This window comes from Bradyrhizobium sp. CCBAU 53340, from assembly GCF_015291645.1.
Taxonomy (GTDB): domain Bacteria; phylum Pseudomonadota; class Alphaproteobacteria; order Rhizobiales; family Xanthobacteraceae; genus Bradyrhizobium.
This window is the reverse complement of sequence record NZ_CP030055.1, coordinates 5,739,125-5,764,863: the sequence shown is the minus strand read 5'-3', so window position 1 is coordinate 5,764,863 and position 25,739 is coordinate 5,739,125. Positions and strand designations below refer to the sequence as shown.

The window sequence follows — 25,739 nt, the reverse complement described above, 5'->3', positions numbered from 1 at the left end:
CGGGAAATGAGCATTTCCGTCCATCCCGACACCCCGCAGACCGGGACCCTGCCGAGCGCGGCCGGGAGCGGCGCCGCGTCCGCTGAGACGGGGCGGGGAATCAGGACCCGGCTGTTCACCAAATATGTCGCGCTGTTCGTGGCCGTCGTCGCCGTCGCGTTGCTCGCCAATGGGTTGTTCGAGGTCCTCTTCTATTATCGAGAGCACAAGGCCTCGCTGATCCGGGTCCAGCACGAGCAGGCTGAGGCGGCCGCGGCCAAGATCAGCCAGTTCGTCAAGCAGATCGAGAGCCAACTGGGCTGGACCACGCAGTTGCCCTGGTCCGGCGGATCGATCGAGCCGCGCCGGTTCGACGCGTTGCGGCTGTTGCGGCAGGTGCCTGCCATCACCGAGCTCGCGCAGGTGGATTCGACCGGCAGGGAGCGCCTGCGCGTCTCGCGGCTGGCGATGGATGCGATCGACAGCGGCGTCGACCTGTCGAGCGATCCAAAGTTCACGGAAGCCGTTGCGCACAAGGTCTATTATGGGCCGGTCTATTTTCGCCGCGAGTCCGAGCCCTACATGACGCTGGCGCTCGCCGGCGCCCGCAAGGATGCCGGCGTCAGCATCGCGGAAGTGAATTTGAAGCTGATCTGGGACATTGTCTCGCAGATCAAGGTCGGCGCACACGGGCACGCCTATGTGGTCGATCCTGAGGGGCGCCTGATCGCGCATCCCGACATCAGCCTCGTGCTGCGCAACACCGACATGTCGGGCCTGGCGCAGGTGCGCGCCGCTCAGGCCGGCGGCGGCGTCATGCCCGATGCGCTCCAGGAGGCGGTCAACATCCAGGGCCAGAAGGTTCTGACCGCAGTGGCCCCGATCGAGCCGCTGCACTGGACCATGTTCGTCGAGCTGCCGGTCGAGGAGGCCTACGCCTCGCTCTATGCGTCGTTGCAGCGGCTCGCGATCGTGCTGCTGGCGGCATCGGTCTTCGCGGTGCTTGCGGGAATCTTCCTGGCGCGCCGTATGGTCGGCCCGATCCAGGCGCTGCGCAGCGGCGCCGAGCGGATCGGCGGCGGCGATTTTTCCCAGCGTATCTCGATCAAGACTGGCGACGAGCTGGAGGGACTCGCCGATCAGTTCAATGACATGGGCTCGCGCTTGCAAGAATCCTACGCCGACCTCGAAAACAAGGTCGAACAGAGAACCGCAGAACTCAGGCAGTCGCTGAACGATCTGCGCTCTGCGCAAGACCGCCTGGTTCAGACCGAGAAGCTGGCCTCGCTCGGCCAGCTCACGGCCGGCATCGCCCACGAGATCAAGAACCCGCTCAACTTCGTCAATAATTTCTCCTCGGTATCGACCGAGTTGATCGACGAGCTCAACGAGGTCCTGCAAACGGCTTCTCTCGACGACAAGACGAAGGACGAGGTGGACGAGCTGACCGGCATGCTGCGGGGGAACCTGGAGAAGGTCGTGCAGCACGGCAAGCGCGCCGATTCCATCGTCAGGAACATGCTGCTGCATTCGCGCGAAGGATCCGGCGAGCATCGGCCTGCCGACATCAACGCGATCGTGGAAGAGAGCCTCAATCTGGCCTATCACGGCGCGCGCGCCGAGAGGCCGTCATTCAACGTCACGCTTGCGCGGGACCTCGACCCGACCGCTGGGATGGTTGACGTCTATCCGCAGGAAATCACCCGCGTCTTCCTCAATCTGATCTCGAACGGCTTCTATGCGGCAGCCAAGCGCAAGGAGAGCGCCGCTGATGGATTCGAGCCGACCCTGAGTGCCGCGACGAAAAATCTCGGCAGCAGGGTCGAGATCCGGATCCGTGACAATGGCACAGGCATTCCGCCCGAGGTGAAGGAGAAGATGTTCAACCCCTTCTTCACCACCAAGCCGGCCGGCGAGGGGACCGGGCTCGGCCTTTCCATGAGCCACGACATCGTCGCGAAGCAGCACGGCGGCACGATCGACGTGAGCACCGAGCCTGGCGTATTCACCGAATTCATCATTACCCTGCCGCGCGTGATGGCCGCAGGTGGACCTTCCGGAGGCAAGACGTGAACGTTTACATCCTTGTCGTCGATGACGAGCCCGATGTCGAGGCGTTGTTCCGCCAGCAGTTCCGGCGCGACCTGCGCGCCGGTCGCTTCCATATGGAATTCGCGCTCTCGGCACCCGACGCGATCAAGCGCGCCGCCGAGGTGCGGGATCCCTCGCTGATCCTGATCCTGTCCGATATCAATATGCCCGGCATGAGCGGGCTCGACATGCTACCGAAGGTGCGGGCCGATCATCCGCATGTCCCGGTCATCATGATCACGGCCTATGGCGACGTCGAGACGCGCAGGAAGGCGATCGAAGGTGGCGCGACGGGGCTCCTCACCAAGCCGATCGACTTTGCGCAATTGCGCCAGGAGATCGATACCAGGCTCGAGCAGGCGGCATGATTCCGACCATCCTCTTCGTCGACGACGAGCCGGATCTGGAAGCCTTGATCCTGCAAAAATTCCGCAGGCAGATCCGTGACGGGCTGGTCAATTTCATCTTCGCGCGCGACGGCGTCGAGGCATTGGAGTCGATCGAGCAGAATCCGCTCGTCGACCTCGTGGTGTCTGACATCAACATGCCGCGGATGGATGGGCTGTCGCTGCTCGCGAAGCTCCAGGAGGCCGAGGACAAGAAGTCGACGATCATCGTCTCCGCCTATGGCGACATGAGCAACATCCGCACCGCTATGAACCGCGGTGCGTTCGACTTCCTGACCAAGCCGATCGACTTCCTCGACCTGGAAGCCACGATCCAGAAGACCGTCCGCCATATCGAGATGTTGCGCGAGGTGCGGCGGCGCCAGATGGAGGCCGAGCGCGCGCATGCGGCGCTGTCGCGTCATTTCTCGCCCGAGCTCGCCAAGCGCCTGGCGGCGGGCGGCGAAGGCGAGGGGATCGCGGTCCAGTGGCGCGACGTCGCGACCATTTTCACCGACATCACCGGCTTCACGTCGCTGGTCGAGAGCGCGGCACCCGAGACGCTGGGAGAGCTCCTCAACGAATATGTCGGTGGCATGACCGAAGTCGTGTTCGCGCATGAGGGGACGGTTGCCAAGATCATCGGCGATGCAATCCAGGTGCTGTTCAATGCGCCCGGCGATCAACCGGACTATGCGACGCGTGCAGTGGCCTGCGCACACGATCTCGATCGTTGGGCACAGGAGTTTTGCGCGCGACAGAAGGCCAGGGGGGTGAATTTCGGCACCACCCGGATCGGCATTCACGCCGGGCCGGCCCTGGTCGGAAATTTCGGCGGCAACCGCTTCTTCGATTACACCGCCTATGGCGACACCATCAATACCGCGGCCCGGTTGGAGGCCGCCAACAAGCATCTCGGCACCCGCATCTGCGTCAGTGCCAGCGTCGCGGAGCGCGCCGAGAATTTTCAGGGCCGCCCCGTCGGCGAGTTGGTGCTGCGCGGACGCAGCGAACCGCTGCGCGCGTTCGAGCCGTTGCCACTGGAGAAATTCGAGGCGCCCGCGACAGCGCGATATTCCGAGGCCTTTGCCAAGATGGAGGCCGGCGACGCCGCGGCCATGCCGGCCTTTGCCGCGCTGGTCGGCATGCATGCCGATGATCCTCTCGCCGGCTTTCACCTGAAGCGCCTGCTCAACGGCGGCAAGGGCATCCGCATGCAACTGGAATAGGGGTCCACATGACGCGTGAATTCTCGGCCGGCAACTATCGCTTCATTCCATCCGTATTCCAGTATTCGGCGGGTGCTGCTGCCGATGACGACTATGAGATCGAGCGTGTCAGGTTTGATCGCCTGGTGCCGCTCGCGGCAGGGTTTGCGCTGGCTGCGAAGTTCATCCAGGAGGCGGGGCGACCGCTGACGGCCTTTTGTGCCTGCGAGCTGCGCTCACCGGCGGCCTTCAGCGAGGAGGGCTTCCGCGCCTTCAATCTGCATTACGTCAAGACGCTGTCGGAGTGGGGCATCTTCGACGGCACCACCAATCCGGTGGCGCGCAGCAATGTCTGTCCCGAGATCGATCCGCCGTCCGAACCGTCGTTCTACGCGTTCTCGTTCACGCGACCGTCGAGATCGAAGGCGCAGTCCTTCGTGATCGCCGGCGGCGCCGAGGCGCTCGAAGGAGGCGGCACCTATGTCGAGCGTACGGTGCGCTATCGTGACCTCAGTCCGGAGGGTTTGCGCGAGAAAGTGCGCTTCACGACGACGTCGCAGATGGAGAACCGGATGACGGCGTTTGGCTTCGGCTGGAAGGACACCACCGCCGTCCAGGCCTATTCCGTCCACGACTTCCACCACGCGCTGGTCGATGAGCTGGTTCGGCGCGGCGCGCTTCGCTCCGGACTGACCTGGCACTTTGCCCGACCGCCGGTGGTCGATCTCGAATTCGAGATGGATTGCCGCCGCGTGATGCGCGAGACCGTCATCTAGCGCTGGCGCGGGTCCAGCGCGTCGCGCAGGCCGTCGCCGAGCAGGTTCAGCGACAGCACCACGAGGAAGATGGCGAGCCCGGGCCAGATCGCCATCCACGGCGCCTGGGTCAGGAAACGTTGCGCCGCATTGAGCATGCTGCCCCAGGACGGCGCCGGTGGCTGTTGACCGAGGCCGAGGAACGACAGCGCTGCTTCGGCAATGATGGCAGCGGCAATCGACAGCGTCGCCTGCACCAGCAGCGCGGGCAGAATGTTCGGCAGGATGTGCGAGAACGCGATCCGCCAGCCGGGATTGCCGAGCGCGCGCGCCGCCTCGACATAGTCTTCCGCCTTGACGCTCAACACCTGACCGCGGGTCAGGCGAATGAAGACCGGCGTGGCCGAGATGCCGATCGCGATCATGGCATTGCCGAGGCTCGGACCGAGGAACGCGGCCAGCGCAATCGCCAGGATCAGGAACGGACAAGCCAGCATTGCATCCGTGATCCGGCTGATCAGCGCGTCGACGAAGCCGCCGCGATAGCCGGCGAGGAGGCCAAGCGGCACACCGATGCCGAGCGCGATCGCGACCGAGATCAGGCCTGCCAGCAGCGAGGCGCGGGCGCCGTAGACGATGCGGCTCAGGACGTCGCGACCGAGTTCGTCGGTGCCGAACCAGTGCGCGCTGGTGGGCGGCTTGCGGACCAGGCTCCAGCTCGTTGCGATGGGATCATAGGGCACGATGAGCGGCGCAAGGACTGCAACAGCGATGAACATCGTGAGCACGATGAGCCCGAACACCGCCGCCTTGCGCTTGAACAGCCGCCGACGCGCACGGCGCGCCGGGCTGTCCAGCTCTTCGGCTTGTACAAGGGGGACGGACAAGGCGGCGTCGGTCATGGCCTAGCCCCTCAGCCGCGGGTTGACGAGGATATAGGCGATATCGGCGACCAGATTGAGCGTGATGTAGACCGTGGCGGTGACCATCACCACACCCTGGACGACGGCGTAATCGCGGTTGAACACGGCGTCCACGATGAGCTTGCCGAAGCCGGGGATGGAGAAGATCTGCTCCGTCAGCACCGCGCCGGACAACAGCGTGCCGAGTTCGAGCGCCCCGAGCGTGATGATGGGCGTCAGCGCGTTGCGCATGGCATGTTTGAGGATCACCGAGCGCTCGGAGAGGCCCTTGGCGCGCGCGGTGCGGACATAGTCGCTTTCCAGCACCTGGAGCATGGCGCTGCGGGTATGCCGCATCAGGACCGCGGCAATGGCGTTGCCGAGCACGAAGGCCGGCATGATTGTGGCGGCCAGGCTCGCGCGCCAGTTCTCGGTCAGCGGCACATAGCCCGAAGCCGGCAACCAGCCGAGCTTGATCGAGAACAGGAAGATCAGCATGATGCCGAGCCAGAAGTTCGGCGTCGAGATACCCCACAGCGCGAAGAAATTGGCGCCGTAGTCCCAGGCCGTTCCTTTCTTCACGGCCGCGACGATCCCGGCGGGGATGCCAATCAGGAACGCGATGATGATGGCCATCGAACCGAGCTGCAGCGTCACCGGCAACTTTTGCGCGATCAGCTCACGTACCGGCACCTTGATGCGCAGCGATTCGCCGAAATCGCCTGATAGTACGCCCTTGGCCCAGTAAGCATATTGCACCGGCAACGGCTGATCGAGCCGGTATTGCTGGCGGATCTGCGCGATCACGGCCGGATCTCGCTCCTCTCCGGCCATCACCAGTGCGGGATCACCCGGCAGCAGCTGTTGCAGCGAGAAGATCAGTACCGACACGAAGAACAGTGTCGGTATGATCTGCGCGATGCGGCGGGCGAGGAAGTTCAGCATCCGCTTGGAGTCACTTCAGCTTGAGGCCGACGATGCGCACGAGACCGTCGGGCATCTGCTTGTAACCCTCGAGCCTGGTGGTGTGCGCGATGATGATGCGGCGATGGTAGAGGTAGAGGATCGGTTCCTCGTCCTGAGCCAGCTTCGCCAGAACTTCGTAGCTGGCCTTGCGCTTGGCGGGGTCGGTCACGAGCCGCGCGTCTTCCAGTGCCTTGTCGGCCCGCGGATTGTTCCAATCGCCGTAATTCTGAGGCGCGTTGCTGTGCAGGAAGATGTAGCTGTTGCCGTCAGGATCGACGCGGCCGCTCCAGGCGAGCATGAAGGCCTGATAGTCGCCGGACTCGGCCTGCTTCAGTCCGGTCGCGAACTCGGTGACGCGGATCTTCATGTCGAACCCGGCCTCGGCCGCCATCGACTGAATGACCTGCGCCGGCGTTTCGGTCTCTACGCCCTTCGGCACCAGGAAATCGACGCTGACCGGTGGCTTCACGCCGGCTTCCTTCAGCAGCGCCTTGGCCTTCTCAACGTCGCGCGCACGGATCGGCAGGCTCTTCTGATAATAGGGATGATCGGGATTGACCCATTGATTGCCGACCTGGAACTCGCCGTTGAACACGACCTGGTTGATCGCTTCACGGTCGATAGCAAGGTCGAGTGCCTGCCGCACCTTGGCGGATTGGCTGAGTGGCCCCTTGGCCTTGTCCTTGCCGATGTTGAGCGTGATACCTTGATAACCGAGCTCGATGGCGGTGGCGACCTTCAGCCGTGAATCGCTACGCACCTCCTTGAGGTCGGTGGCGAGCACGCGCTCGATCAGATCGAGGCCGCCGGATTTCAAATTCGCCAGCCGTACCGTGCCGTCGACGATGGGCTGGAACACGATCTTGTCGATGAAGACGTTCTCCTTGTTCCAGTAGTCGGCGAATTTCTCGAACACGATGCGATCCTGTTGCACGCGCTCGACGAATTTGTAGGGGCCGGCGCAGACCGGATGCAGGCCGAACTTGTCGCCGGCTTCCTTCGCGGCCTTTGGCGACACCATCATGCCGGCGCGGTCGGTGAGCTGGGCGAGCAGCGGGGAGAACGGCGATTTCAACACCATCTTGATGGTGAGGGGATCGATGACATCGATGTGGTCGACCGAGGCGAGCTCCGGCTTGCGGAACGAGCCGGGGAAGTTCAGGTGGCGCTCGAGCGAGAACTTGGCGGCCTCCGCGTCGAACGGCTCGCCGTCGTGAAATTTCACGCCGGGCCGGAGCTTGATGATGAGGCCCTTGCCGTCATCGACCGTCTCGCTCGACAGTGCGAGCTGCGGCACGATATTGAGCTTCTCGTCGATGTCGAACAGCTTGTCGCAGAAGGCGGCGAACACGATGCGGCCGACATAGGTACGCGCCATGGTGGGATCGAGGATATCAGGATCCTCGGCAAGCCCAATTCGCAGCGTGGTCTGGGCCTGGGCGGCTCCAAGCGTCAGTAGGGCGACGGCAGCCGTCGCGGCCAGGCGAAACATCTTCATCGGACAGTCCCCATTGCTCCGGCTACGTCGTTGTAGGCCTTGCACTCTGTATACCAACACCGACCGGGTTCGCGCCTTCCGTCTTTCGGCTGAAAGCTGCGACTAATTTTGCCAGTGCCGGCGAAAATCCGGCCGCTGCAGGCAGGATCGCGTTGGCCGGAGGCAGTTCGCTGACGCGATGGCAGGCAGTGGCGTGGCCACCGCCATCGGCCACCAGCGCCGGCGCCTCAGTGCGGCAGCGGTCGATCACGAAGGGGCAGCGGGTGTGGAAGCGGCAACCAGCCGGCGGATTAAGCGCGCTCGGGATCTCGCCTTGCAGCACGACCTTCGTCCGCTTGGCGTGGGGCTGAGGAAGGGGAATCGCGGACAGCAACGCGCGGCTATAGGGATGGCGGGGCTGGGCGAACAATTCATCGGCATCCGCCTCTTCGACGATACAGCCGAGATTCATCACCGCGACGCGGTCGGCGATGTGCTTGACTACCGCGAGATCATGCGAAACGAAGATATAGGCGAGGCCAAGCCCGTCCTGAAGCTCGCGCAAGAGGTTGAGGATCTGCGAGCGGATCGAGACGTCGAGTGCCGACACCGGCTCGTCGCAGATGATCAGTTTCGGCTCGACCGCAAGCGCCCGGGCAATGGCGATACGCTGGCGCTGGCCGCCGGAGAATTCGTGGGGATAGCGCCGCGCCAGCCGCGGCTCCAGCCCGACCAGCCGCAATAGCTCCGCGACGCGCCCGCGCCGCTGCGCCGGCGGAACGAGATCGTGCAGCGCCAGCGGTTCGGTCAGGATCTGGCCCACCGTCATGCGCGGATTGAGCGAGGCGTAGGGATCCTGGAAGATGATTTGCGCCTCGCGGCGGAATTTTCTGAGCGCATCGGCATCGAGCGAGAGCAGGTCGCGGCCGTCGAACCGCACGCTTCCGGCATCCGGCTCGATCAGCCGCAGCACCAGGCGGCTGACGGTGGATTTGCCGCAGCCGGACTCCCCGACCAGCGCCAGCGTCTTGCCGGCCTCGAGCGAAAAGGACACGCCATCGACCGCTTTGACATGCGCCCGCGCCCGGCCGAGCAACGAGCGCTCGGCGACGAAATGCTTCACCAGGCCATTGACCTCGAGCAGCGCGGTCATCGTTCGTGCTCTCCAAAAAGCTTGGTCTCGTGTTCCGGGCGTGGCGCAATGCGAAGCGTTGCGACGCTGAACCGGGACCCAGCTTGCCGCCGCGTGGGCCCCGGTTCAGCAGCGCACCACGGCGCTTTGCTTGTGCTGCGCCGCGCCCGGGGCACGAGAGGAGAGAGCCGCGCCATTATGACACCAACAATTCGAGCGGCGCGCGAATGCAGCGCGAGGCATGGCCGGGGCTGATGGCCATCAGTGGCGGCGGCGCCCTGGTGCAGGCCTCCAGCACGAATGGACAGCGCGCAGCGAAGCGGCAGCCGGCGGGCGGCTGCGCCATGTTCGGCACCATGCCTTCGATGGTGGCAAGCTGCTCGGCGCGATGGTCGAGTCGCGGGATCGAGCCCAGCAGGCCGACGGTGTAGGGATGTTGCGGCGCGGAGAACAGCTCATCCACCGGCGCGCGCTCGACGATTTCGCCGGCATACATCACCGCGACGTCGTCGCAGACTTCTGCGACGACGCCGAGATCGTGGGTGATCAGGATGATCGCCGCGCCGCTCGCCGCCTTCAATTCCCGCATCAGCTCCAGGATTTGCGCCTGCAAGGTGACGTCAAGTGCGGTCGTCGGCTCGTCCGCGATCAGCAGCTGCGGATCGCAGGCAAGCGCCATCGCGATCATGACGCGCTGGCGCATGCCGCCGGAGAGCTTGTGCGGATACTCGTCGATACGCCGCTCGGGCGAGGGGATGTGGACGCGCCGCAGCAGCTCGATCGCCCGCTCGCGCGCGCTCTTCCGCGATCCGCCGCGGTGACGCAGGATCGTCTCGATGATCTGGTCGCCAATCGTAAAACTCGGGTTGAGCGACGTCATTGGCTCCTGAAAGATCATCGCGAGCCGGTTGCCGCGGAGGTCCCGCAGGGTCTGATCGGGCGTCTGCAAGAGGTCAAAACCCTCGAAGCGGATCGACCCTGTAATCTCCGTCGTCTGCTTCGGCAGCAGGCCCATGATCGCCAGCGACGTCACGCTCTTGCCGCAGCCGGACTCGCCGACGAGACCGAGCGTCGCACCATTGGCGACGCTAAGATCGATGCTGTCGACAGCATGAGTGATACGGCCGTCGTCGCCGTGAAAGCGGATACGCAGGCCCCTGATCTCGATGAGAGGGGTCATGCTTGTCTTGCCCGGGCCGCAGCGATGCTGGCGTCAATCACGTTGCGATCGGTGTTGCCGGCCGGGTTCTGTCGGGTCGGCATGGACGGGCGGAAGTGGACCCAGAGCTCGTGGCTGACCCGTTCGAGCCGCTCGAGTTCGCCGAGCGGGTCGGGATGGTCGTCGGCGCGGATGTCCAGCGCCGGCCATTCCTCCTCGCCGTGGATCAGCAGTGCCGCGGATTGCTTGCCGCGCTTGTCACCACCGGCAGCTTCGCCAGCGCGCATTGCCGCGAGCAGCCGACGCGGGAAGGGCAGGCTGTCATTGGCGATGTAGGTCTTCGCCGTCTCGGCCAGCACGTCGGCGCCGGCCAGCATGTTGCCAGCGATCGAGAAGCCGCTGCCTGCGATATGTCCGCACCAGTCGATGCAGTCGCGCCCGGTATGCGCCGCGATCGCGCCGCTGGCATCCATGATATGGACTTGCCGGCTCTCGCGGCCGTCGTCGGTCGCGAGCAGCGCGGCGAGCACGTCATGTGCGTTCAGGCCGTCGCGGAGCAGCTTGACGCCGTCGATGCCGTAATAGGGATTGACGAAGGCCTGGGTTGCGATGGCGCCGAGGCCGGCCGCGATGTAGGGCACGCGCGCGCCGACGGCGAAGAATCGCGTCGCGACCGCAATGCCGAACTGGCCGGTGGCAGGATCTCGCGCGATGATCGACCAGGTCATGTGCTGCCTTCAGCGTCCCGCGGCGTAGCCCTGCATGCCGCGCGGATTGGCGGCGGCGCGGCGACGTATACCGACGCGCGAGGCCGCGGTGAGGCGGCCCTCCGACCAGTCGGGTCCGACCTCGACGACATGCCCGCGCTCGCGCAAATTCTCGATCGTTGCCTTGGGCACACGGTTCTCGACCACGAGTACGCCGGGACGCGCGGTGCGCGGCCAGAACGAGATCGGGAAATGCTCGGAATGCCAGGCCGGCGCGTCGATCGCTTCCTGGAGATTGAGATTGCAATGGACGTGGCGCAGGAAGAACTGCGTGATCCACTGGTCCTGCTGATCGCCGCCGGGCGAACCCCAGGCCAGATACGGTTCGCCGTCGCGCAGTGCGATGGTCGGCGACAACGTCGTGCGCGGCCGCTTGCCCGGGGCGAGCGAGCCGGGATGGTTTTCCTCCAGCCAGAACATCTGGGCGCGGCTGCCGAGGCAGAAGCCGAGCTCAGGAATGACAGGCGAGGATTGCAGCCAGCCACCTGACGGTGTCGAGGACACCATGTTGCCGGCCTTGTCGATGATATCGAAATGCACGGTATCGCCGCGCACCTCGCCGAAGCGTCCGACCGTCGGCTCGCCGGCGCCGAGTGCGCCGACCGCCTCGCGCTGGCCTTCGGCGCGACGCAGCTTGACCACGCCGCCGAAGCCTTCGACAGTGCCAGGCACGAAATCGAGCGATGCCTTGTCGGTGACGAGCTTGCGGCGCTGGTCGTTGTAGGCATCTGACAGCAATGTCGCGATCGGGATGTCGGAGAACTTGGGATCGCCGTAGAATTTTTCGCGGTCCGCGAAGGCAAGCTTCGCGCATTCGATCTGGAGATGGATGAATTCCGGCCCGGTCGGATCGAGGCCGTCGAGCGCAAAGCCCTTGAGCAGCGCGAGCTGCTGAAGGGTCACCGGACCCTGGCTCCAGACGCCGGCCTTGCAGACGGTGTAGCGGCCATAATCGTAGGTGAGCGGTGCTTCGACGGTCGGCTGCCAGCGCGCCATGTCGTCGGCGGAGAGCACGCCACGATGCGGGGAGCCGCTGACGTCCATCACCTCCTGCGTTCGGCAAAACTTGTCGATGGCTTCGGCGACAAAGCCTTGCGACCAGGCCTTGCGCGCACGTTCGATCTCGGCGTCGCGGCCACCGGCGCCACTTTCCGCCTCGTTCAGAATCCGGGTGTAGGTTGCAGCCAGCGTCTTGTTGGTGAAGATCGTGCCCGGCTTCGGCACCTCGCCGTTCGGCAGGTAGACCGCGGCCGAGGTCGGCCAGTGCTTGCGGAACAATTGCTCGACGGTCTGGATCGTGGCGCAGGCGCGCTCGACCAGCGGATAGCCGTCGCGCGCGTAGGAGATCGCGGGCTCCAGCACGTCGCGCACGCGCATCGTGCCGTAGTCGCGCAGCAGCATCATCCAGGATTCGAAAGTGCCGGGCACGCAGGCCGCGAGCAGGCCGGTGCCTGGCACCATGTCGAGGCCTTCGCTCTTGTAGTGCGCGATGGTGGCTCGCGCGGGGGCCGGGCCCTGGCCGCAGATCACTTCGGTGCGGCCATGTTTCACGTCGTGCACGATGATCGGGACATCGCCGCCAGGGCCATTCAGATGCGGCTCGACGACCTGAAGCGTGAAGGCAGTGGCGACGCCGGCGTCGAACGCGTTGCCGCCTTTTTCGAGGATGGCCATGCCGACGGCGGTCGCGATCCAGTGCGTTGACGCGACGACCCCGAACGTGCCCTCGATCTCGGGGCGCGTCGTGAAGGGGTCCGGATTGACGTTGCTGGCCATAGGCTACCTCATTTGCGGCGCGCGCAATTGATCACATCAGGCGCTGGGATGCCAAATGCACAGGCCGCATGGCACGCGCGCGTTATGCCGGGACCGGCGCGGTGTTCACGGCATGGCAGGCGACGCCGTCGATCAGCTTTGGAACTTCCTTGCGGCAAAGCTCGAACGCCAGCGGGCAACGCGGATTGAAGGCACAGCCCGACGGCGGATTGATCGGGTTCGGAATCTCCCCCTTCACCGGAATGCGCTGGCGGCCGCTCATAGCGAGATCAGGCACGGCGCCCAGCAGCATCTTGGTGTACGGCATGCGCGGGCGGGCAAACAGCTCGCGCCCTTCCGCGATTTCGACGATGCGGCCGAGATACATCACGCCGACCCGGCTCGCCATGTGGCGGACCACGGCGAGGTTGTGGCTGATGAACATGTAGGTCAGGCCGAACTTGTCCTGGAGGTCGCGCATCAGGTTCAGGATCTGCGCCTGCACGGAGACATCGAGCGCCGAGGTCGGCTCGTCGCAGACGATGAACTCTGCGTCTGAGGCGAGCGCCCGCGCGATCGCGATGCGCTGGCGCTGGCCGCCGGAGAATTCGTGCGGAAATTTCAGCCGGTCGTCGGGATGCAGGCCGACGAGGCTGAGCAGCTCGCCGACGCGGGCCTGGATGTCGCGTTCGCCCTCGATCAGGTCGAAGGCGCGGATCGGCTCGGAGATGATGGCATCGACCCGGAAGCGCGGATTCAGGCTCGCATAGGGATCCTGGAAGATCATCTGGATGCGGCGACGCAGCTTGCGCCGCGCCGGCGCCTGCCGGGGATCGGTCATGGAAATGCCGTCGATCAGCACATCCCCGGAGCTCGGCGGCAACAGGCCGACCACCATGCGCGCCACCGTGGTCTTGCCGGAGCCGGACTCGCCGACCAGCGCAAAGGTCTCACCCTTCTTGATGTCGAAGGTGACGCCGTCGACGGCCTTGAGATATTCGGGTTGGCCGCCCTCGAGCACGCGGTTGAGCCAAGGCTTTGAAACGTCGAAGACGCGGCGCAGATTTGTGCCCTGGACGAAAGGGGTGCTCATGCCGCGGTCTCCGCCGACGCGGGGTCATAGAGATGGCAGGCGACCGATTGCGCGCCGCGCGACAGTGGCTCCGGCCGGTCCACCCGGCAACGATCGAAAACCGAGGCGCAGCGCGGGTTGAACGAGCAGCCGCGCGGGATGTTCGAGAGCCGCGGCATCGAGCCGGGGATCTGCACCAGGCGCTTGTCGTCGCCGGCAAGCGTCGGGATCGCGCCCATCAGGCCCTTGGCATAGGGGTGCAGCGGGTTTCTCACGACGTCCTGCACCGGGCCGATTTCGGCGACGCGGCCGGCATACATCACCGCGACGCGGTCCGAGGTCTCGGCGATCACGCCCATGTCGTGCGTCACCAGCATCACGGCGGTGCCGTGGTCGCGGCCGAGCCGCTTGATCAGCGAGATGATCTGCGCCTGCACGGAGACGTCGAGCGCCGTGGTCGGTTCGTCCGCGATGATCAGCTCGGGCTCGGCGCAGATTGCGAGCGCAATCACCACGCGCTGGCGCATGCCGCCCGAGAACTCATGCGGGTAGCCGTCGATACGCTTCTCGGGGGCAGGGATACCCACTTCGGCGAGCAAATCGATGGCGCGGCGGCGCGCAGCCTGTTCGGAGAGATTGAGATGGGTCCGGATCGTCTCGACGATCTGGTCGCCAACCTTGTACAGAGGATTGAGCGAGGTCAGCGGATCCTGGAAGATCATGCCGATGCGCTTCCCGCGCACGCGGCGCATTTCCTCGGGCGGCAGATTGTCGATGCGCAGGCCGGCGAGGCGAATCTCGCCGCCAGCGATGCGGCCGGGCGGGTCGATCAGCCCGATCACCGAAAGCCCGGTCACGGATTTGCCGGCGCCGGATTCGCCGACCACGCCGAGCACTTCGCCCTTGGCGATGTCGAAGGAGACGCCGTCGATCGCGCGCAGCGTGCCGCGGCGGGAGGCGAACTCGACCTTGAGATTGCGGACGGAGAGAACGGGGTCGGTCATGAACGCTGTGGACTCATCGGAGTTTGGGGTTGAGCGCGTCGCGCAGCCAGTCGCCGAGCAGATTGATCGACAGGATCAGTGCTGCGAGTGCGATTCCGGGGAAGGCGACGATCCACCATTCGCCTGAGAACAGATAGCCGTTGCCGATCCGGATCAGCGTGCCGAGCGACGGCATGGTCTCGGGCATGCCCGAGCCGAGGAACGACAGCGTTGCCTCGGTGATGATGGCGAGCGCGAGGTTGATGGTGGCGATCACGAGGACCGGCCCCGTGGTATTCGGCAGCACGTGGCGCAGCATGATCACGGGCGCGGGCAGGCCGATCAATTGCGCGGCCGCGACATAATCCTTGTTCTTCTCGACCAGGACCGAGCCACGCACCGTGCGCGCATATTGCACCCAAAAGCTCAGGCCGATCGCGAAGACCAGGACCGCCAGCATGCTCATCTCGTCGAGCTTGTTGCCAAAGACCGATTTGGCGATGCCATTGATCAGAAGCGCGATCAGGATAGCCGGAAAGGAAAGCTGCACGTCGGCGATGCGCATGATCAGCCCATCGACGGCACCGCCGAAATAGCCCGCCGTCAGGCCGAGCAGGATGCCGATCGCGCCGGACAGGACCACGCCGAGCACCCCGACGAGCAGCGAGATGCGCAGGCCGTAGAGGATCGCCGACAGCACGTCGCGGCCCTGCTCGTCGGTGCCGAGCAGGAACGGGCTCTGGCCGTCGGCGGTCCAGAGCGGCGAGATGCGCGAATTCATCAGCTGGAGCTGCCCCGGGTCGAACGGATTCTGCACTGACAACACCGAGGCGAAGATCGCGATCAGGAAGAACAGCAGCGTCACACCCGCCGCGATCATCGTGATCTTGGAGCGGCGGAACGAATAGAACAGGTCGCTGTCGAGGGCGCGCCTGAACCAGCCAGGCGCGGCCGCAGGGCGCTTTTCGGTCGGGTGGGGAACGACGGCTTCGCTCATGTCAGTGTGCCCGGCTGACCGTCGAGCGCAGCCGCGGATCGACGATGGTGTAGAGGATATCAACCACGAGGTTGATGGTGACGAAGATCAGGGAGACCATCATCAGATAGGCCGCCATGATCGGGATATCGACGTTCTGAACGGCCTGCACGAACAGGAGCCCCATGCCCGGCCATTGGAACACGGTTTCGGTGATGATCGCGAAAGCAATGACCGAGCCGAATTGCAGGCCTGCCACGGTGATCACGGGAACCAGCGTGTTGCGCAGCGCGTGGCCGAAATGGATCGCCCGCGTGGTCAGCCCGCGGGCGCGGGCGAAGCGGATGTAGTCGGTCCGCAGCACTTCCAGCATCTCGGCGCGCACCAGCCGCATAATCAGCGTCATCTGGAACAGGCCAAGCGTGATCGAAGGCATGATCAGCGCTTTCAGGCCCGACAGCGTCAGCAGGCCCGTCGTCCACCAGCCGATATGCACGACGTCGCCCCGTCCGAACGAGGGCAGCCAGCCGAGGGTCACCGAGAACAGGTAGATCATGAGAACGCCGATCAGGAAGGTCGGCAGCGAAATGCCGATCAGCGACACGGCTTGGAATATGTGCGCGAGCCAGCTGTCGCGGCGTAGCGCGGAGTAGACGCCCATCAGGATGCCGCTGAGCATCGCAAAGATCGTGGCAACGATGGCCAGCTCGAGCGTCGCCGGCATCCGCTCCATCAGCAGGTTCGTGACCGGCAGGCGGAACTGGTAGGACACGCCGAATTTGAATTGCGCAGCGTTGCCGACATAGCGGCCGAACTGCACGATGATGGGATCGTCGAGACCGAGCGATTTGCGGATCGCGGCGCGTTCGGCGCCTGACGTATCCATCCCCACCATCTGGTTCACGGGATCGCCGGCGAAGCGGAACATCGAGAAGGCGATGACCCCAACGGCGATCATGACACCGATGGCCTGGATGGCTCGGCGCAGTGTGAAAGCGAGCATCTGTTCCTTTCACATCTCTTCAGCAGCACGCATCATTGCGTTAACCCGAAACGGCAAGTCCCGGAAGCCAGAGCTTCCGGGACTTCACAACTTGTCTACACTACTCGTCCTGCTTGGTCGCCCAGTAGAGCAGGACCTGATTGTCCGCGCGCTGGGTCAGCTTCACTTTCTTCGACACGCCCCAGGCGAGCGCCTGCTGATGCAGCGGGATATAGGCCCAGTCCTTCATCGAGAGCTCGAAGGCCTGCTTGATCAGGAGATCGCGCTTGGTCGGATCGGGCTCCAGGAGAACCTTGTCCGCGAGCTCGTCGAACTGCTTGTTGCAATAACCGGCGAGATTGGCTTCGCCGCGGTTGGGATCCTTGGGATCGTCCCGGCAGCCCATGATGTCGTGGAGCACATTGTGGGAGTCGAGCGTATCCGGGGTCCAACCCAGCAAGAACAGCGAAGTCTTGTAGCCGCCGGGCTTCAGCACCTTGGCGAAATACTGGGCCTTGGGCTGCGCCAGCAGATCCACCTTGATGTTGATGCGAGCGAGCATGCCGACGATCGCCTGGCAGATCGCGGCGTCATTGACGTAGCGATCGTTCGGGCAGTCCATTGTCACCTCGAAACCATCCGGATAGCCAGCGTCCGCCAGAAGCTTCTTGGCGGCGTCGGGATCGAGCTTCGGTCGCTTGAAGTCCTTCGACATCGCAAAGATCTCCGGTGCGACCATCAATGCGGACGGCGTGGAGAGCCCGCGCATGACGCGATTCTTGATCAGGTCGACGTCGATCGCCCGGTAGACGGCTTCGCGGACGCGAACGTCCTTGAACGGGTTCTTGCCCTTGACGTTGGAGTACAGGAGCTCATCGCGCGCCTGGTCCATGCCGACGAAGATGGTGCGGAGCTCGGGTCCCGTCAGCACCGTGGCGTTGGGGCTCGCCTTGACGCGCTCGATGTCCTGGACCGGAACCGGCTCGATCACGTCGACCTCGCCCGACAGCAGGGCCGCGACACGCGTGGCCGGGTTTGCGATCGGCGTGAAGACGATCTCCTTCAGATTATGTTCCGGTTTGCGCCACCAGTTCGGATTGGCCTTGAAGACGGTCTTCACGCCTGGCTGATGGCTCTCGATGGTAAAAGCGCCGGTGCCGTTTTCATGGAGCGAGGCATAGCTCGGGGTCGTCGCGGCCGCGGGCGTCGGTGCCACTGCATCGTTCGCCTCTGCCCATTTCTTGTCCATGATGTACCAGGTCGCCCACAGCGCCGTCAGGATGGGATTGGGCGAGGTCAGGATGAAATCGACGGTGTAATCGTCGATCTTGACGACCTTTGCATCGGCGGGAACGCGGCTCTGGAAATTCGAGCCTTTCGCCCGCACGCGCTCGGCCGAGAACACCACGTCATCGGCGGTGAAGGGGTCACCGTTGTGGAATTTCACGCCCTTGCGCAGGTGAAAGCGCCAGCGTGTCGGCTCGGGCGTCTCCCAGCTCTCGGCGAGCGCCGGGATGATCTTCAGGTCCTTGTCGCGGGCGACCAGGCCCTCATAGACATGTCCGAGATGCGCACTGGTGGTCGACTCGTTCAAGGTGTAGGGATCCAGCGATTTCAGCTCACCCTGGTTGGCGTAGCGCAGCGTCTGGCTCGACGCCGGCGAGGCCGCCAACGCAAGCGCACCGGCGAGCGTCGCCGCAAACAAACTTCGTCCGACTGACATTCTTGACCCTCTCCACTCGCCCGCGCCGTGATTTTTGATTGTTCGGCGGGGCTGATCGATCCATGTTGCCCAGAGTTCTCGACCCGTGCAAGCGCCATTCCAGCAAGGAACGCGCCAAGTTGCACCGCTGTGCAGCAATGCTGACCAGCTTCTAGGGGAGAGAGGCGTGCGAGCGACATTGGACTTTTGGCCCGGCCAGGCTTCGAAAATGAGGGTGGAAACGGTCCGCCGCCGCCAATTTGATTGACCATATCCGCCGATTGGGGAAGCCGGCGTCCGGTCCCCGCCTCAGGTCGCTTGCGTCGCACACCGTGTCGCGGCGATACTGTCTGACGCCGCTCGAATCTCATCCGGAGGGGACATGAAAGTTAACATCGAAATCGACTGCACCCCCCTCGAGGCCCGCCAGTTCTTCGGATTGCCGGATGTGTCGCCGATGCAGACGGCGGTGATGGACAAGCTCCAGCAGCAGGTCCTGAGCAACATCGAGAAGGTTTCGCCGGAATCGCTGATCCAGAGCTGGTTCACCTTCGATCCCAAGCTGGCGGAACGGTTTCAGGACATGTTCGTGACCATGGCTGGTCTCGGCGCCCCGCGTAGCGGCGACAAGAAGAAATAATGCCTGATACGCGCGACGGGGCGCCGGGCTCGGACCGGCTTCGCCCGCCGGCCCTCGGCCTGCTGCTCGCCGAGGCGCGCGGCCTGTTCGAATTCAACGCCAGCCTCCTGCTGTCGCCGCTGTTGATGCGTGCGCCCAGGGGCGACGGCCATCCGGTGCTGGCGCTGCCGGGCTTTCTCGCCAGCGATCTGTCGATGGCGCCGATGCGGCGCTATCTCGGCGAGCTCGGCTATGAGACCCATGCCTGGCGGATGGGCCGCAATCTCGGCGGGCTGGCGCGGATGCGGGAAGCCCTGCGCGGCCGCCTCGCCGAAATCCACGCTGCAAGCGGGCGGAAAGTCAGCTTGGTCGGATGGAGCCTTGGCGGTGTCTATGCTCGCGATCTTGCGCTTCAGGCGCCCGAGTTGGTCCGTTATGTCATCACACTCGGCAGCCCTTTTGCCAATGATGTGCGGGCGACCAATGCGACCGCGCTATACGAGGCGTTATCAGGCGAACGGGTCGAGGACTTTGCCGAGCTGCGCGAGGCGATCGCGGGTGATCTCAAGGTGCCCGCGACGTCGATTTATTCGCGCGCCGATGGCGTTGTGAATTGGCGGACCTGCCTGTTGCGCCCCTCCGACCGGGCCGAGAACATCGAAGTGTATTTCGCCAGCCATATCGGGCTCGGGGTGAACCCCGCGGCGTTGTGGGCCGTGGCGGATCGCCTGGCGCAACCGGAGGGGGAGTTCTGGCCATTTGATCGGGCCGGGCCGTTTGCCATTGCATATGCCCCGCCGGAGCGGGCAATATCGGTCTGACGAGAAGCGCCAGCAAGGCGCCAGTCGAATATGAGTGGAGGGAACTATGGCTGACGGTAAGAAACTGTCGTCGCTGGACGCGTCATTTCTCTATCTGGAAACGCCTGAGATGCCGATGCATGTCGGCAGCATGGCGATCTTTCGCCTGCCTGACGACTACAAGGGCGACTTCTTCGAAGACTTCAAGGCGATGATCGTCTCGCGGCTGCACATCGCGCCGATCCTCAAAGCGCGCCTGGAGAAGGCGCCGCTCGACATCGATCATCCGACCTGGGTCGAGGACGACCAGTTCGACATCGACCGTCACATCTTCCGCGCCAGCCTGCCGGCCCCGCGCGACCGCGCCACGCTCGAGCGCATCGTCGGCTGGATGCACGCCAAGCTCCTGAACCGTGCCCGCCCGCTCTGGGAGTTCTACGTGTTCGAGGGCATGAAGGACAACGAGGTCGGGCTCTATTCCAAGATGCACCATGCCGCCATCGACGGTGGTGCCGGTGCGGCCCTGACCAGCATGATCTACGACGTCTCGCCAATTCCGCGCAAAGTCGATCCGCCGACGGCTGGTTCGAAGCCCGGGCAGGAGCCGCGCGACATCGCCGCGAACCTGCTCGATTCGTATCAGCAGCTCTTCTCTCAGCCACTTGACGCTTCGCAGGCCGCCAGGAATTTGCAACTGCCGCGCACCGGCAAGAGCGACATCGGCTCGATCCTGTTCGACAATGCGATGTACCAGATCGAGAGCGCGGTGCGCTTTGCCGGTAACATCCCGACCGTGCTCAAAAGCGTGTCCGACGTGCTCGGCAAGGTCGCCGATCCCAAATCGCGCGAAAGCCTCGCCAGCATGGTGTCGCCGCCGACCATGCTCAACAAGACGATCTCGTCGGAGCGCAGCTTTGCCGGCGTGTCGATCTCACTGTCGCGCGCCAAGGCGCTGGCCAAACAGGCCGGCGGCAAGCTCAACGACGTCGTGTTGGCGCTCGCCTCCGGCGTGGTCCGCCGCTACCTCCTGCAATATGGCACGCTACCCGCGAAATCCCTGACCGCGGCCGTGCCGATCTCGCTGCGCGAGGAGGGCAACACCGAGGCCAACAACCAGGTGTTCGGCATGATCTGCTCGATCGCTACCAATGTCGAAGATCCCAAAGCGCGGCTTGAGGCCATTATCGCGCAATCGACCAAGTCCAAGGAGATGTCGCATCCTTTGCGTGCCCTGATGCCGCAGGTTTCCAACATTTCGATGCTGGGCGCGCCGATCATGGTGCAGATCCTGGCGCTGCTCTACAGCCGCTCCAATCTGTCGGATGTGCTGCCGCCGGCCGCCAATATCACTGTGTCCAACGTGCCGGGGCCGCGGCAGACGCTCTACGCGGCCGGTGCCGAGCTACTGCACACCTTCCCGGTGTCGATCTCGACCCACGGGCAGGCGCTCAACATCACGGTGCAGAGCTATCGGGACCAGCTCGATTTCGGCTTCATCGTCGGCGCAAACATCATCCCGCATGTGCAGGTGATGTGCGACATGCTGCCGGAGGAGTTTGCCGCACTCGAAGCGGCCTATGCGCCGCCCGCGTCTGACATCAAGGGCGCGGCCGAATAGGGAAGCTGGTCAGGATTTTTGTAATGATCGAAATGCCGCCGCTCAAGTTCGCGCAGACGAACGGAATCCGCATGGGCTATTACGAGGCGGGCCCTGTGACCGACAAGCCGCCGGTTGTCTTGTGCCATGGCTGGCCCGAACTCGCCTTCTCCTGGCGCCACCAGATCAAGGCCCTGAGCGAAGCCGGCATCCGCGTGATCGCGCCCGATCAGCGCGGCTATGGCGCAACCGACCGGCCTGAGGCGGTCGAGGCCTATGACATGGAGCACCTGACCGGCGATCTCGTCGGGTTGCTCGATCATCTCAACATCGAGAAGGCGATCTTCGTCGGCCACGATTGGGGCGGCTTCGTTGTCTGGCAGATGCCGCTGCGGCATCCTGCGCGCGTTGCCGGCGTCGTTGGCGTCAACACGCCGCATTGGGACCGTGCGCCGATGGATCCGATTGCGCTGTTCCGCCAGCGCTTCGGCGACCAGATGTACATCGTCCAGTTCCAGGATCCCGCGCGCGAGCCGGACAGGATTTTCGGTAGCCGCGTCGAGCAGACGTTTGATGCCTTCATGCGCAAGCCGCTGCCGCGGCCGGCAGAGAAATCGGGAGAGGAGCCGATCGCCGGCGTCGGCGCCTCATCAAAGACCAATCTGGCCTTCCCCCAGATGATCGCGGCCTATGACGCCAAGGTCGATCCGCGCACGCCGATCTTGTCCGCAGACGAGAAGAAAGTCTTCGTCGATACCTTCACCAAGACCGGCTTCACGGGCGGCATCAACTGGTACCGCAATTTCACCCGCAATTGGGAGCGCTCGAAGGGGCTGGATCACCACATCACCGTGCCGTCGCTGATGATCATGGCCGAGAACGATGCGGTGCTGCCGCCGTCGGCGGCCGACGGCATGGAGAGACTGGTGGCAGACCTCGAGAAATATCTGGTGAAGGACAGCGGCCATTGGACGCAGCAGGAAAAGCCGGAAGAGGTCAGCGCCATCTTGATCGAATGGCGTAGAAGGCGGTTTGGCTAATCCGTCATCGCGAGCGAAGCGATCAAGGAATGCATCCGCGGAGACGGTCTGGATTGCTTCGTCGCTTCAGCGCAAAATTGCTTCGCAATTTTGTCGCGAGTTCCTCGCAATGACGACGTTGACGATCGAGGCAGGGGGAAGCACTTTTAATGTCATCGAAGAACCGTCTGGACCCGATTCCGCAGCCGCCGACCAAGCCGGTGGTCGGCAACATGCTGTCACTGGATTCGGCCGCTCCCGTGCAGCACCTGACGCGGCTTGCCAAGGAGCTCGGCCCGATCTTCTGGCTCGACATGATGGGCTCGCCGATCGTCGTCGTCTCCGGCCACGATCTCGTCGACGAGCTCTCTGACGAGAAGCGCTTCGACAAGACGGTGCGCGGCGCGCTGCGGCGCGTGCGTGCGGTCGGCGGCGACGGCCTGTTCACGGCTGACACCAAGGAGCCGAACTGGAGCAAGGCGCACAACATCCTGCTGCAGCCCTTCGGCAATCGCGCCATGCAGTCCTACCATCCGAGCATGGTCGATATCGCCGAGCAGCTCGTTCAGAAATGGGAGCGTCTGAACGCCGACGACGAGATCGATGTCGTTCACGACATGACGGCGCTGACGTTGGACACGATCGGCCTTTGCGGTTTCGACTACCGCTTCAACTCGTTCTACCGGCGCGATTACCATCCCTTCGTCGAGTCGCTGGTGCGCTCGCTCGAAACCATCATGATGACGCGCGGCCTGCCGTTCGAGCAGCTCTGGATGCAGAAGCGGCGGAAAACGCTCGGCGAGGACGTCGCCTTCATGAACAAGATGGTCGACGAGATCATCGCCGAACGCCGCAAGAGCGCCGAAGGCATCGACGACAAGAAGGACATGCTCGCTGCGATGATGACCGGCGTCGACCGGTCGACCGGCGAGCAGCTCGACGACGTCAACATACGCTACCAGATCAACACGTTTCTGATCGCGGGGCATGAGACCACCAGCGGCCTGTTGTCCTACACGCTCTACGCGCTGCTTAAGCAGCCGGACATTCTCAAGAAAGCCTATGACGAGGTCGACCGCGTCTTCGGCCCCGACGTCAACGCCAGGCCGACCTATCAGCAGGTGACGCAGCTCACCTACATCACGCAGATCCTGAAGGAGGCGCTGCGGCTGTGGCCGCCGGCGCCCGCCTATGGCATCTCGCCGCTGAGCGACGAGACCATTGGCGGTGGCAAGTACAAGCTCAGGAAAGGCACGTTCATCACGATCCTGGTGACTGCACTGCATCGCGATCCCAGCGTCTGGGGACCCAATCCCGATGCGTTCGATCCCGAAAACTTCAGCAAGGAAGCCGAGGCCAAGCGGCCGATCAATGCCTGGAAGCCGTTCGGCAACGGCCAGCGCGCCTGCATCGGTCGCGGCTTTGCCATGCACGAGGCGGCACTTGCGCTCGGTATGATCCTGCAGCGCTTCAAGCTGATCGACCATCAGCGCTATCAGATGCACCTGAAGGAAACGCTGACGATGAAGCCGGAGGGCTTCAAGATCAAGGTTCGTCCGCGCGCCGATCGCGAGCGCGGCGCCTATGGCGGGCCTGTTGCAGCGGCTGCGGCGCCAAAGACGCAGCGCCAGCCGACCACGCGGCCCGGTCACAACACACCGATGCTGGTGCTCTACGGCTCCAATCTCGGCACCGCAGAGGAGCTTGCCACGCGTATGGCTGATCTTGCCGAGATCAACGGCTTTGCCGTGCATCTCGGGCCGCTCGACGACTACGTCGGCAAGCTGCCACAGGAGGGAGGCGTGCTGATCATCTGCGCCTCCTACAACGGCGCCCCACCCGACAATGCGACGCAATTCGTAAAATGGCTCGGCGAGGATCTGCCGAAGGATGCCTTCGCCGGCGTGCGCTATGCCGTGTTCGGCTGCGGCAACAGCGACTGGGCCGCGACCTATCAATCCGTACCCCGCTTCATCGACGAGCAATTGTCGGCGCATGGTGCGCGGGCGGTCTATCCGCGCGGCGAGGGAGATGCGCGCAGCGATCTCGACGGCCAGTTCCAGAAATGGTTCCCGGCGGCTGCTCAGGTCGCGACCAAGGAATTCGGCATCGACTGGAATTTCACCCGTACTGCGGAAGATGATCCGCTCTACGCGATCGAGCCGGTTGCGGTGACCGCCGTCAACACCATCGTTGCCCAGGGCGGCGCTGTCGCGATGAAGGTGCTGGCCAATGACGAGCTTCAGAACAAGTCAGGTGCCAATCCGTCGGAGCGCTCGACACGCCATATCGAGGTGCAGCTGCCGACCAACATCACCTACCGCGTCGGGGATCACTTGAGCATCGTTCCGCGCAACGATCCGACGCTGGTGGATTCCGTCGCCCGCCGCTTCGGCTTCCTGCCGGCCGACCAGATCAGGCTTCAGGTGGCCGAAGGCCGCCGTGCGCAATTGCCGGTCGGCAATGCCGTGTCGGTCGGACGGCTGCTCAGCGAGTTCGTCGAGTTGCAGCAGGTGGCCACGCGGAAGCAGATCCAGACCATGGCCGAGCACACCCGCTGCCCGGTCACCAAGCCGAAGCTGCTGGCCTTTGTCGGCGAGGAGCCTGAGCCGCTCGAGCGCTACCGGACCGAGATCTTGGGCAAGCGCAAATCGGTGTTCGATCTGCTGCTCGAATATCCGGCCTGCGAACTGCCATTCCACGTCTATCTGGAAATGCTCTCGCTGCTGGCGCCGCGCTATTACTCGATCTCGTCCTCGCCGTCGGTCGATCCAGCGCGTTGCAGCGTCACCGTCGGCGTGGTCGAAGGACCGGCGGCCTCGGGGCGCGGCACCTACAAGGGCATCTGCTCGAACTATCTCGCCAACCGGCGCGCGGGCGATACGGTCTACGCGACTGTCCGCGAGACCAAGGCCGGCTTCCGGCTGCCCGACGATCCATCCGTGCCGATCATCATGATCGGCCCGGGCACGGGGCTCGCGCCGTTCCGCGGCTTCCTCCAGGAGCGCGCCGCGCGCAAGGCCAAGGGCGCCAACCTTGGACCATCCATGCTGTTCTTCGGCTGCCGCCATCCCGACCAGGACTTCCTCTATGCGGAGGAGCTGAAGGCGCTGGCTGCAAGCGGCATCACCGAGCTGTTCACCGCGTTCTCGCGGGCGGAGGGACCGAAGACCTATGTGCAGCACGTGCTCGCCGCGCAGAAGGACAAGGTCTGGCCGTTGATCGAGCAGGGCGCGATCATCTATGTCTGCGGCGACGGCAGCAGGATGGAGCCCGATGTGAAGGCGGCGCTCGTTGCGATCTACCGCGAGAAGAGCGGTAGCGATGCTGCCGCGGGCGCCCGCTGGATCGATGAGATGGGTACGAAGAACCGCTATGTGCTGGACGTCTGGGCCGGCGGGTGACCGCCAGC

The 25,739-nt window shown here is 64.3% G+C and carries 21 protein-coding genes; 9 read left to right on the top strand and 12 right to left on the bottom strand.

The window, feature by feature from the left end; translation table 11 throughout:
* Window positions 1-6: 6 nt before the first annotated feature.
* The 4 genes from XH89_RS27215 to XH89_RS27200 are packed head-to-tail and all read left to right on the top strand — an operon-like array spanning window position 7 to window position 4,440.
* Window positions 7-2,052, top strand: a complete 2,046-nt coding sequence (locus tag XH89_RS27215; protein WP_194463447.1) for an ATP-binding protein — start codon at window positions 7-9, stop codon at window positions 2,050-2,052.
* On the top strand, window positions 2,049-2,438 hold the full coding sequence (locus XH89_RS27210; protein ID WP_128967508.1) for a response regulator: 390 nt from the start codon (window positions 2,049-2,051) through the stop codon (window positions 2,436-2,438). Before XH89_RS27215 ends, XH89_RS27210 begins: the two co-directional genes overlap by 4 nt.
* Window positions 2,435-3,685 carry an adenylate/guanylate cyclase domain-containing protein gene (locus XH89_RS27205; RefSeq protein ID WP_194463446.1) on the top strand — a complete coding sequence of 417 codons (1,251 nt, stop codon included), beginning with the start codon at window positions 2,435-2,437 and terminating at the stop codon, window positions 3,683-3,685. Before XH89_RS27210 ends, XH89_RS27205 begins: the two co-directional genes overlap by 4 nt.
* A gap of 8 nt (window positions 3,686-3,693) precedes the next feature.
* Window positions 3,694-4,440, top strand: a complete 747-nt coding sequence (locus tag XH89_RS27200; RefSeq protein WP_194463445.1) for a hypothetical protein — start codon at window positions 3,694-3,696, stop codon at window positions 4,438-4,440.
* Here the strand turns inward: XH89_RS27200 and XH89_RS27195 are convergent.
* The 12 genes from XH89_RS27195 to XH89_RS27140 all read right to left on the bottom strand — a co-directional run bounded on the left by XH89_RS27195 (window position 4,437) and on the right by XH89_RS27140 (window position 18,313).
* Entirely contained in the window at window positions 4,437-5,321 is an 885-nt protein-coding gene (locus XH89_RS27195) for an ABC transporter permease (RefSeq protein WP_194463444.1), read from the bottom strand. The two genes, XH89_RS27200 and XH89_RS27195, sit on opposite strands and share 4 nt — an antisense overlap.
* 3 nt (window positions 5,322-5,324) lie before the next feature.
* Window positions 5,325-6,266 carry an ABC transporter permease gene (locus XH89_RS27190; RefSeq protein ID WP_194463443.1) on the bottom strand — a complete coding sequence of 314 codons (942 nt, stop codon included), beginning with the start codon at window positions 6,264-6,266 and terminating at the stop codon, window positions 5,325-5,327.
* A 10-nt stretch (window positions 6,267-6,276) separates the two neighbouring features.
* The gene (locus XH89_RS27185; RefSeq protein ID WP_194463442.1) at window positions 6,277-7,785 is read right to left on the bottom strand and encodes an ABC transporter substrate-binding protein; all 1,509 of its coding nucleotides are present in this window, start codon (window positions 7,783-7,785) and stop codon (window positions 6,277-6,279) included.
* A gap of 22 nt (window positions 7,786-7,807) precedes the next feature.
* The gene (locus XH89_RS27180) at window positions 7,808-8,917 is read right to left on the bottom strand and encodes an ABC transporter ATP-binding protein (RefSeq protein ID WP_194463441.1); all 1,110 of its coding nucleotides are present in this window, start codon (window positions 8,915-8,917) and stop codon (window positions 7,808-7,810) included.
* A 175-nt stretch (window positions 8,918-9,092) separates the two neighbouring features.
* Window positions 9,093-10,076, bottom strand: a complete 984-nt coding sequence (locus XH89_RS27175) for an ABC transporter ATP-binding protein (protein WP_194463440.1) — start codon at window positions 10,074-10,076, stop codon at window positions 9,093-9,095.
* Window positions 10,073-10,783, bottom strand: coding sequence for a DUF1028 domain-containing protein (locus XH89_RS27170; protein ID WP_194463439.1), 711 nt, complete (start codon window positions 10,781-10,783; stop codon window positions 10,073-10,075). Before XH89_RS27170 ends, XH89_RS27175 begins: the two co-directional genes overlap by 4 nt.
* A gap of 9 nt (window positions 10,784-10,792) precedes the next feature.
* A complete protein-coding gene (locus XH89_RS27165; RefSeq protein WP_194463438.1) occupies window positions 10,793-12,598 on the bottom strand; it encodes a gamma-glutamyltransferase family protein in 1,806 nt (601 codons plus the stop codon).
* An 82-nt stretch (window positions 12,599-12,680) separates the two neighbouring features.
* Window positions 12,681-13,670 (bottom strand): ABC transporter ATP-binding protein, encoded by a 990-nt coding sequence (locus XH89_RS27160; RefSeq protein ID WP_194463437.1) that lies wholly within the window; start codon window positions 13,668-13,670, stop codon window positions 12,681-12,683.
* A complete protein-coding gene (locus XH89_RS27155; RefSeq protein ID WP_194463436.1) occupies window positions 13,667-14,653 on the bottom strand; it encodes an ABC transporter ATP-binding protein in 987 nt (328 codons plus the stop codon). The genes XH89_RS27160 and XH89_RS27155 overlap by 4 nt, the downstream gene beginning before the upstream one ends.
* Before the next feature lie 13 nt (window positions 14,654-14,666).
* On the bottom strand, window positions 14,667-15,629 hold the full coding sequence (locus XH89_RS27150; protein WP_194463435.1) for an ABC transporter permease: 963 nt from the start codon (window positions 15,627-15,629) through the stop codon (window positions 14,667-14,669).
* A gap of 1 nt (window position 15,630) precedes the next feature.
* A complete protein-coding gene (locus XH89_RS27145) occupies window positions 15,631-16,611 on the bottom strand; it encodes an ABC transporter permease (RefSeq protein ID WP_194463434.1) in 981 nt (326 codons plus the stop codon).
* Between the two features lie 100 nt (window positions 16,612-16,711).
* A complete protein-coding gene (locus XH89_RS27140; protein WP_194463433.1) occupies window positions 16,712-18,313 on the bottom strand; it encodes an ABC transporter substrate-binding protein in 1,602 nt (533 codons plus the stop codon).
* Window positions 18,314-18,674: 361 nt separating this feature from the next.
* Here XH89_RS27140 and XH89_RS27135 point away from each other — a divergent pair, with 361 nt between their 5' ends.
* The 5 genes from XH89_RS27135 (at window position 18,675) to XH89_RS27115 (ending at window position 25,731) form a co-directional block, all read left to right on the top strand.
* Window positions 18,675-18,932 (top strand): DUF6489 family protein, encoded by a 258-nt coding sequence (locus XH89_RS27135; protein WP_128953009.1) that lies wholly within the window; start codon window positions 18,675-18,677, stop codon window positions 18,930-18,932.
* Window positions 18,932-19,732: an alpha/beta fold hydrolase gene (locus XH89_RS27130; protein WP_194463432.1), complete on the top strand. Its 801-nt coding sequence runs from the start codon at window positions 18,932-18,934 to the stop codon at window positions 19,730-19,732. The genes XH89_RS27135 and XH89_RS27130 overlap by 1 nt, the downstream gene beginning before the upstream one ends.
* A gap of 46 nt (window positions 19,733-19,778) precedes the next feature.
* A complete protein-coding gene (locus tag XH89_RS27125; RefSeq protein ID WP_194463431.1) occupies window positions 19,779-21,329 on the top strand; it encodes a wax ester/triacylglycerol synthase family O-acyltransferase in 1,551 nt (516 codons plus the stop codon).
* 23 nt (window positions 21,330-21,352) lie between these two features.
* Window positions 21,353-22,348 (top strand): alpha/beta fold hydrolase, encoded by a 996-nt coding sequence (locus XH89_RS27120; protein WP_194463430.1) that lies wholly within the window; start codon window positions 21,353-21,355, stop codon window positions 22,346-22,348.
* 149 nt (window positions 22,349-22,497) lie between these two features.
* Window positions 22,498-25,731 (top strand): bifunctional cytochrome P450/NADPH--P450 reductase, encoded by a 3,234-nt coding sequence (locus tag XH89_RS27115; RefSeq protein WP_194463429.1) that lies wholly within the window; start codon window positions 22,498-22,500, stop codon window positions 25,729-25,731.
* Window positions 25,732-25,739: the final 8 nt, after the last annotated feature.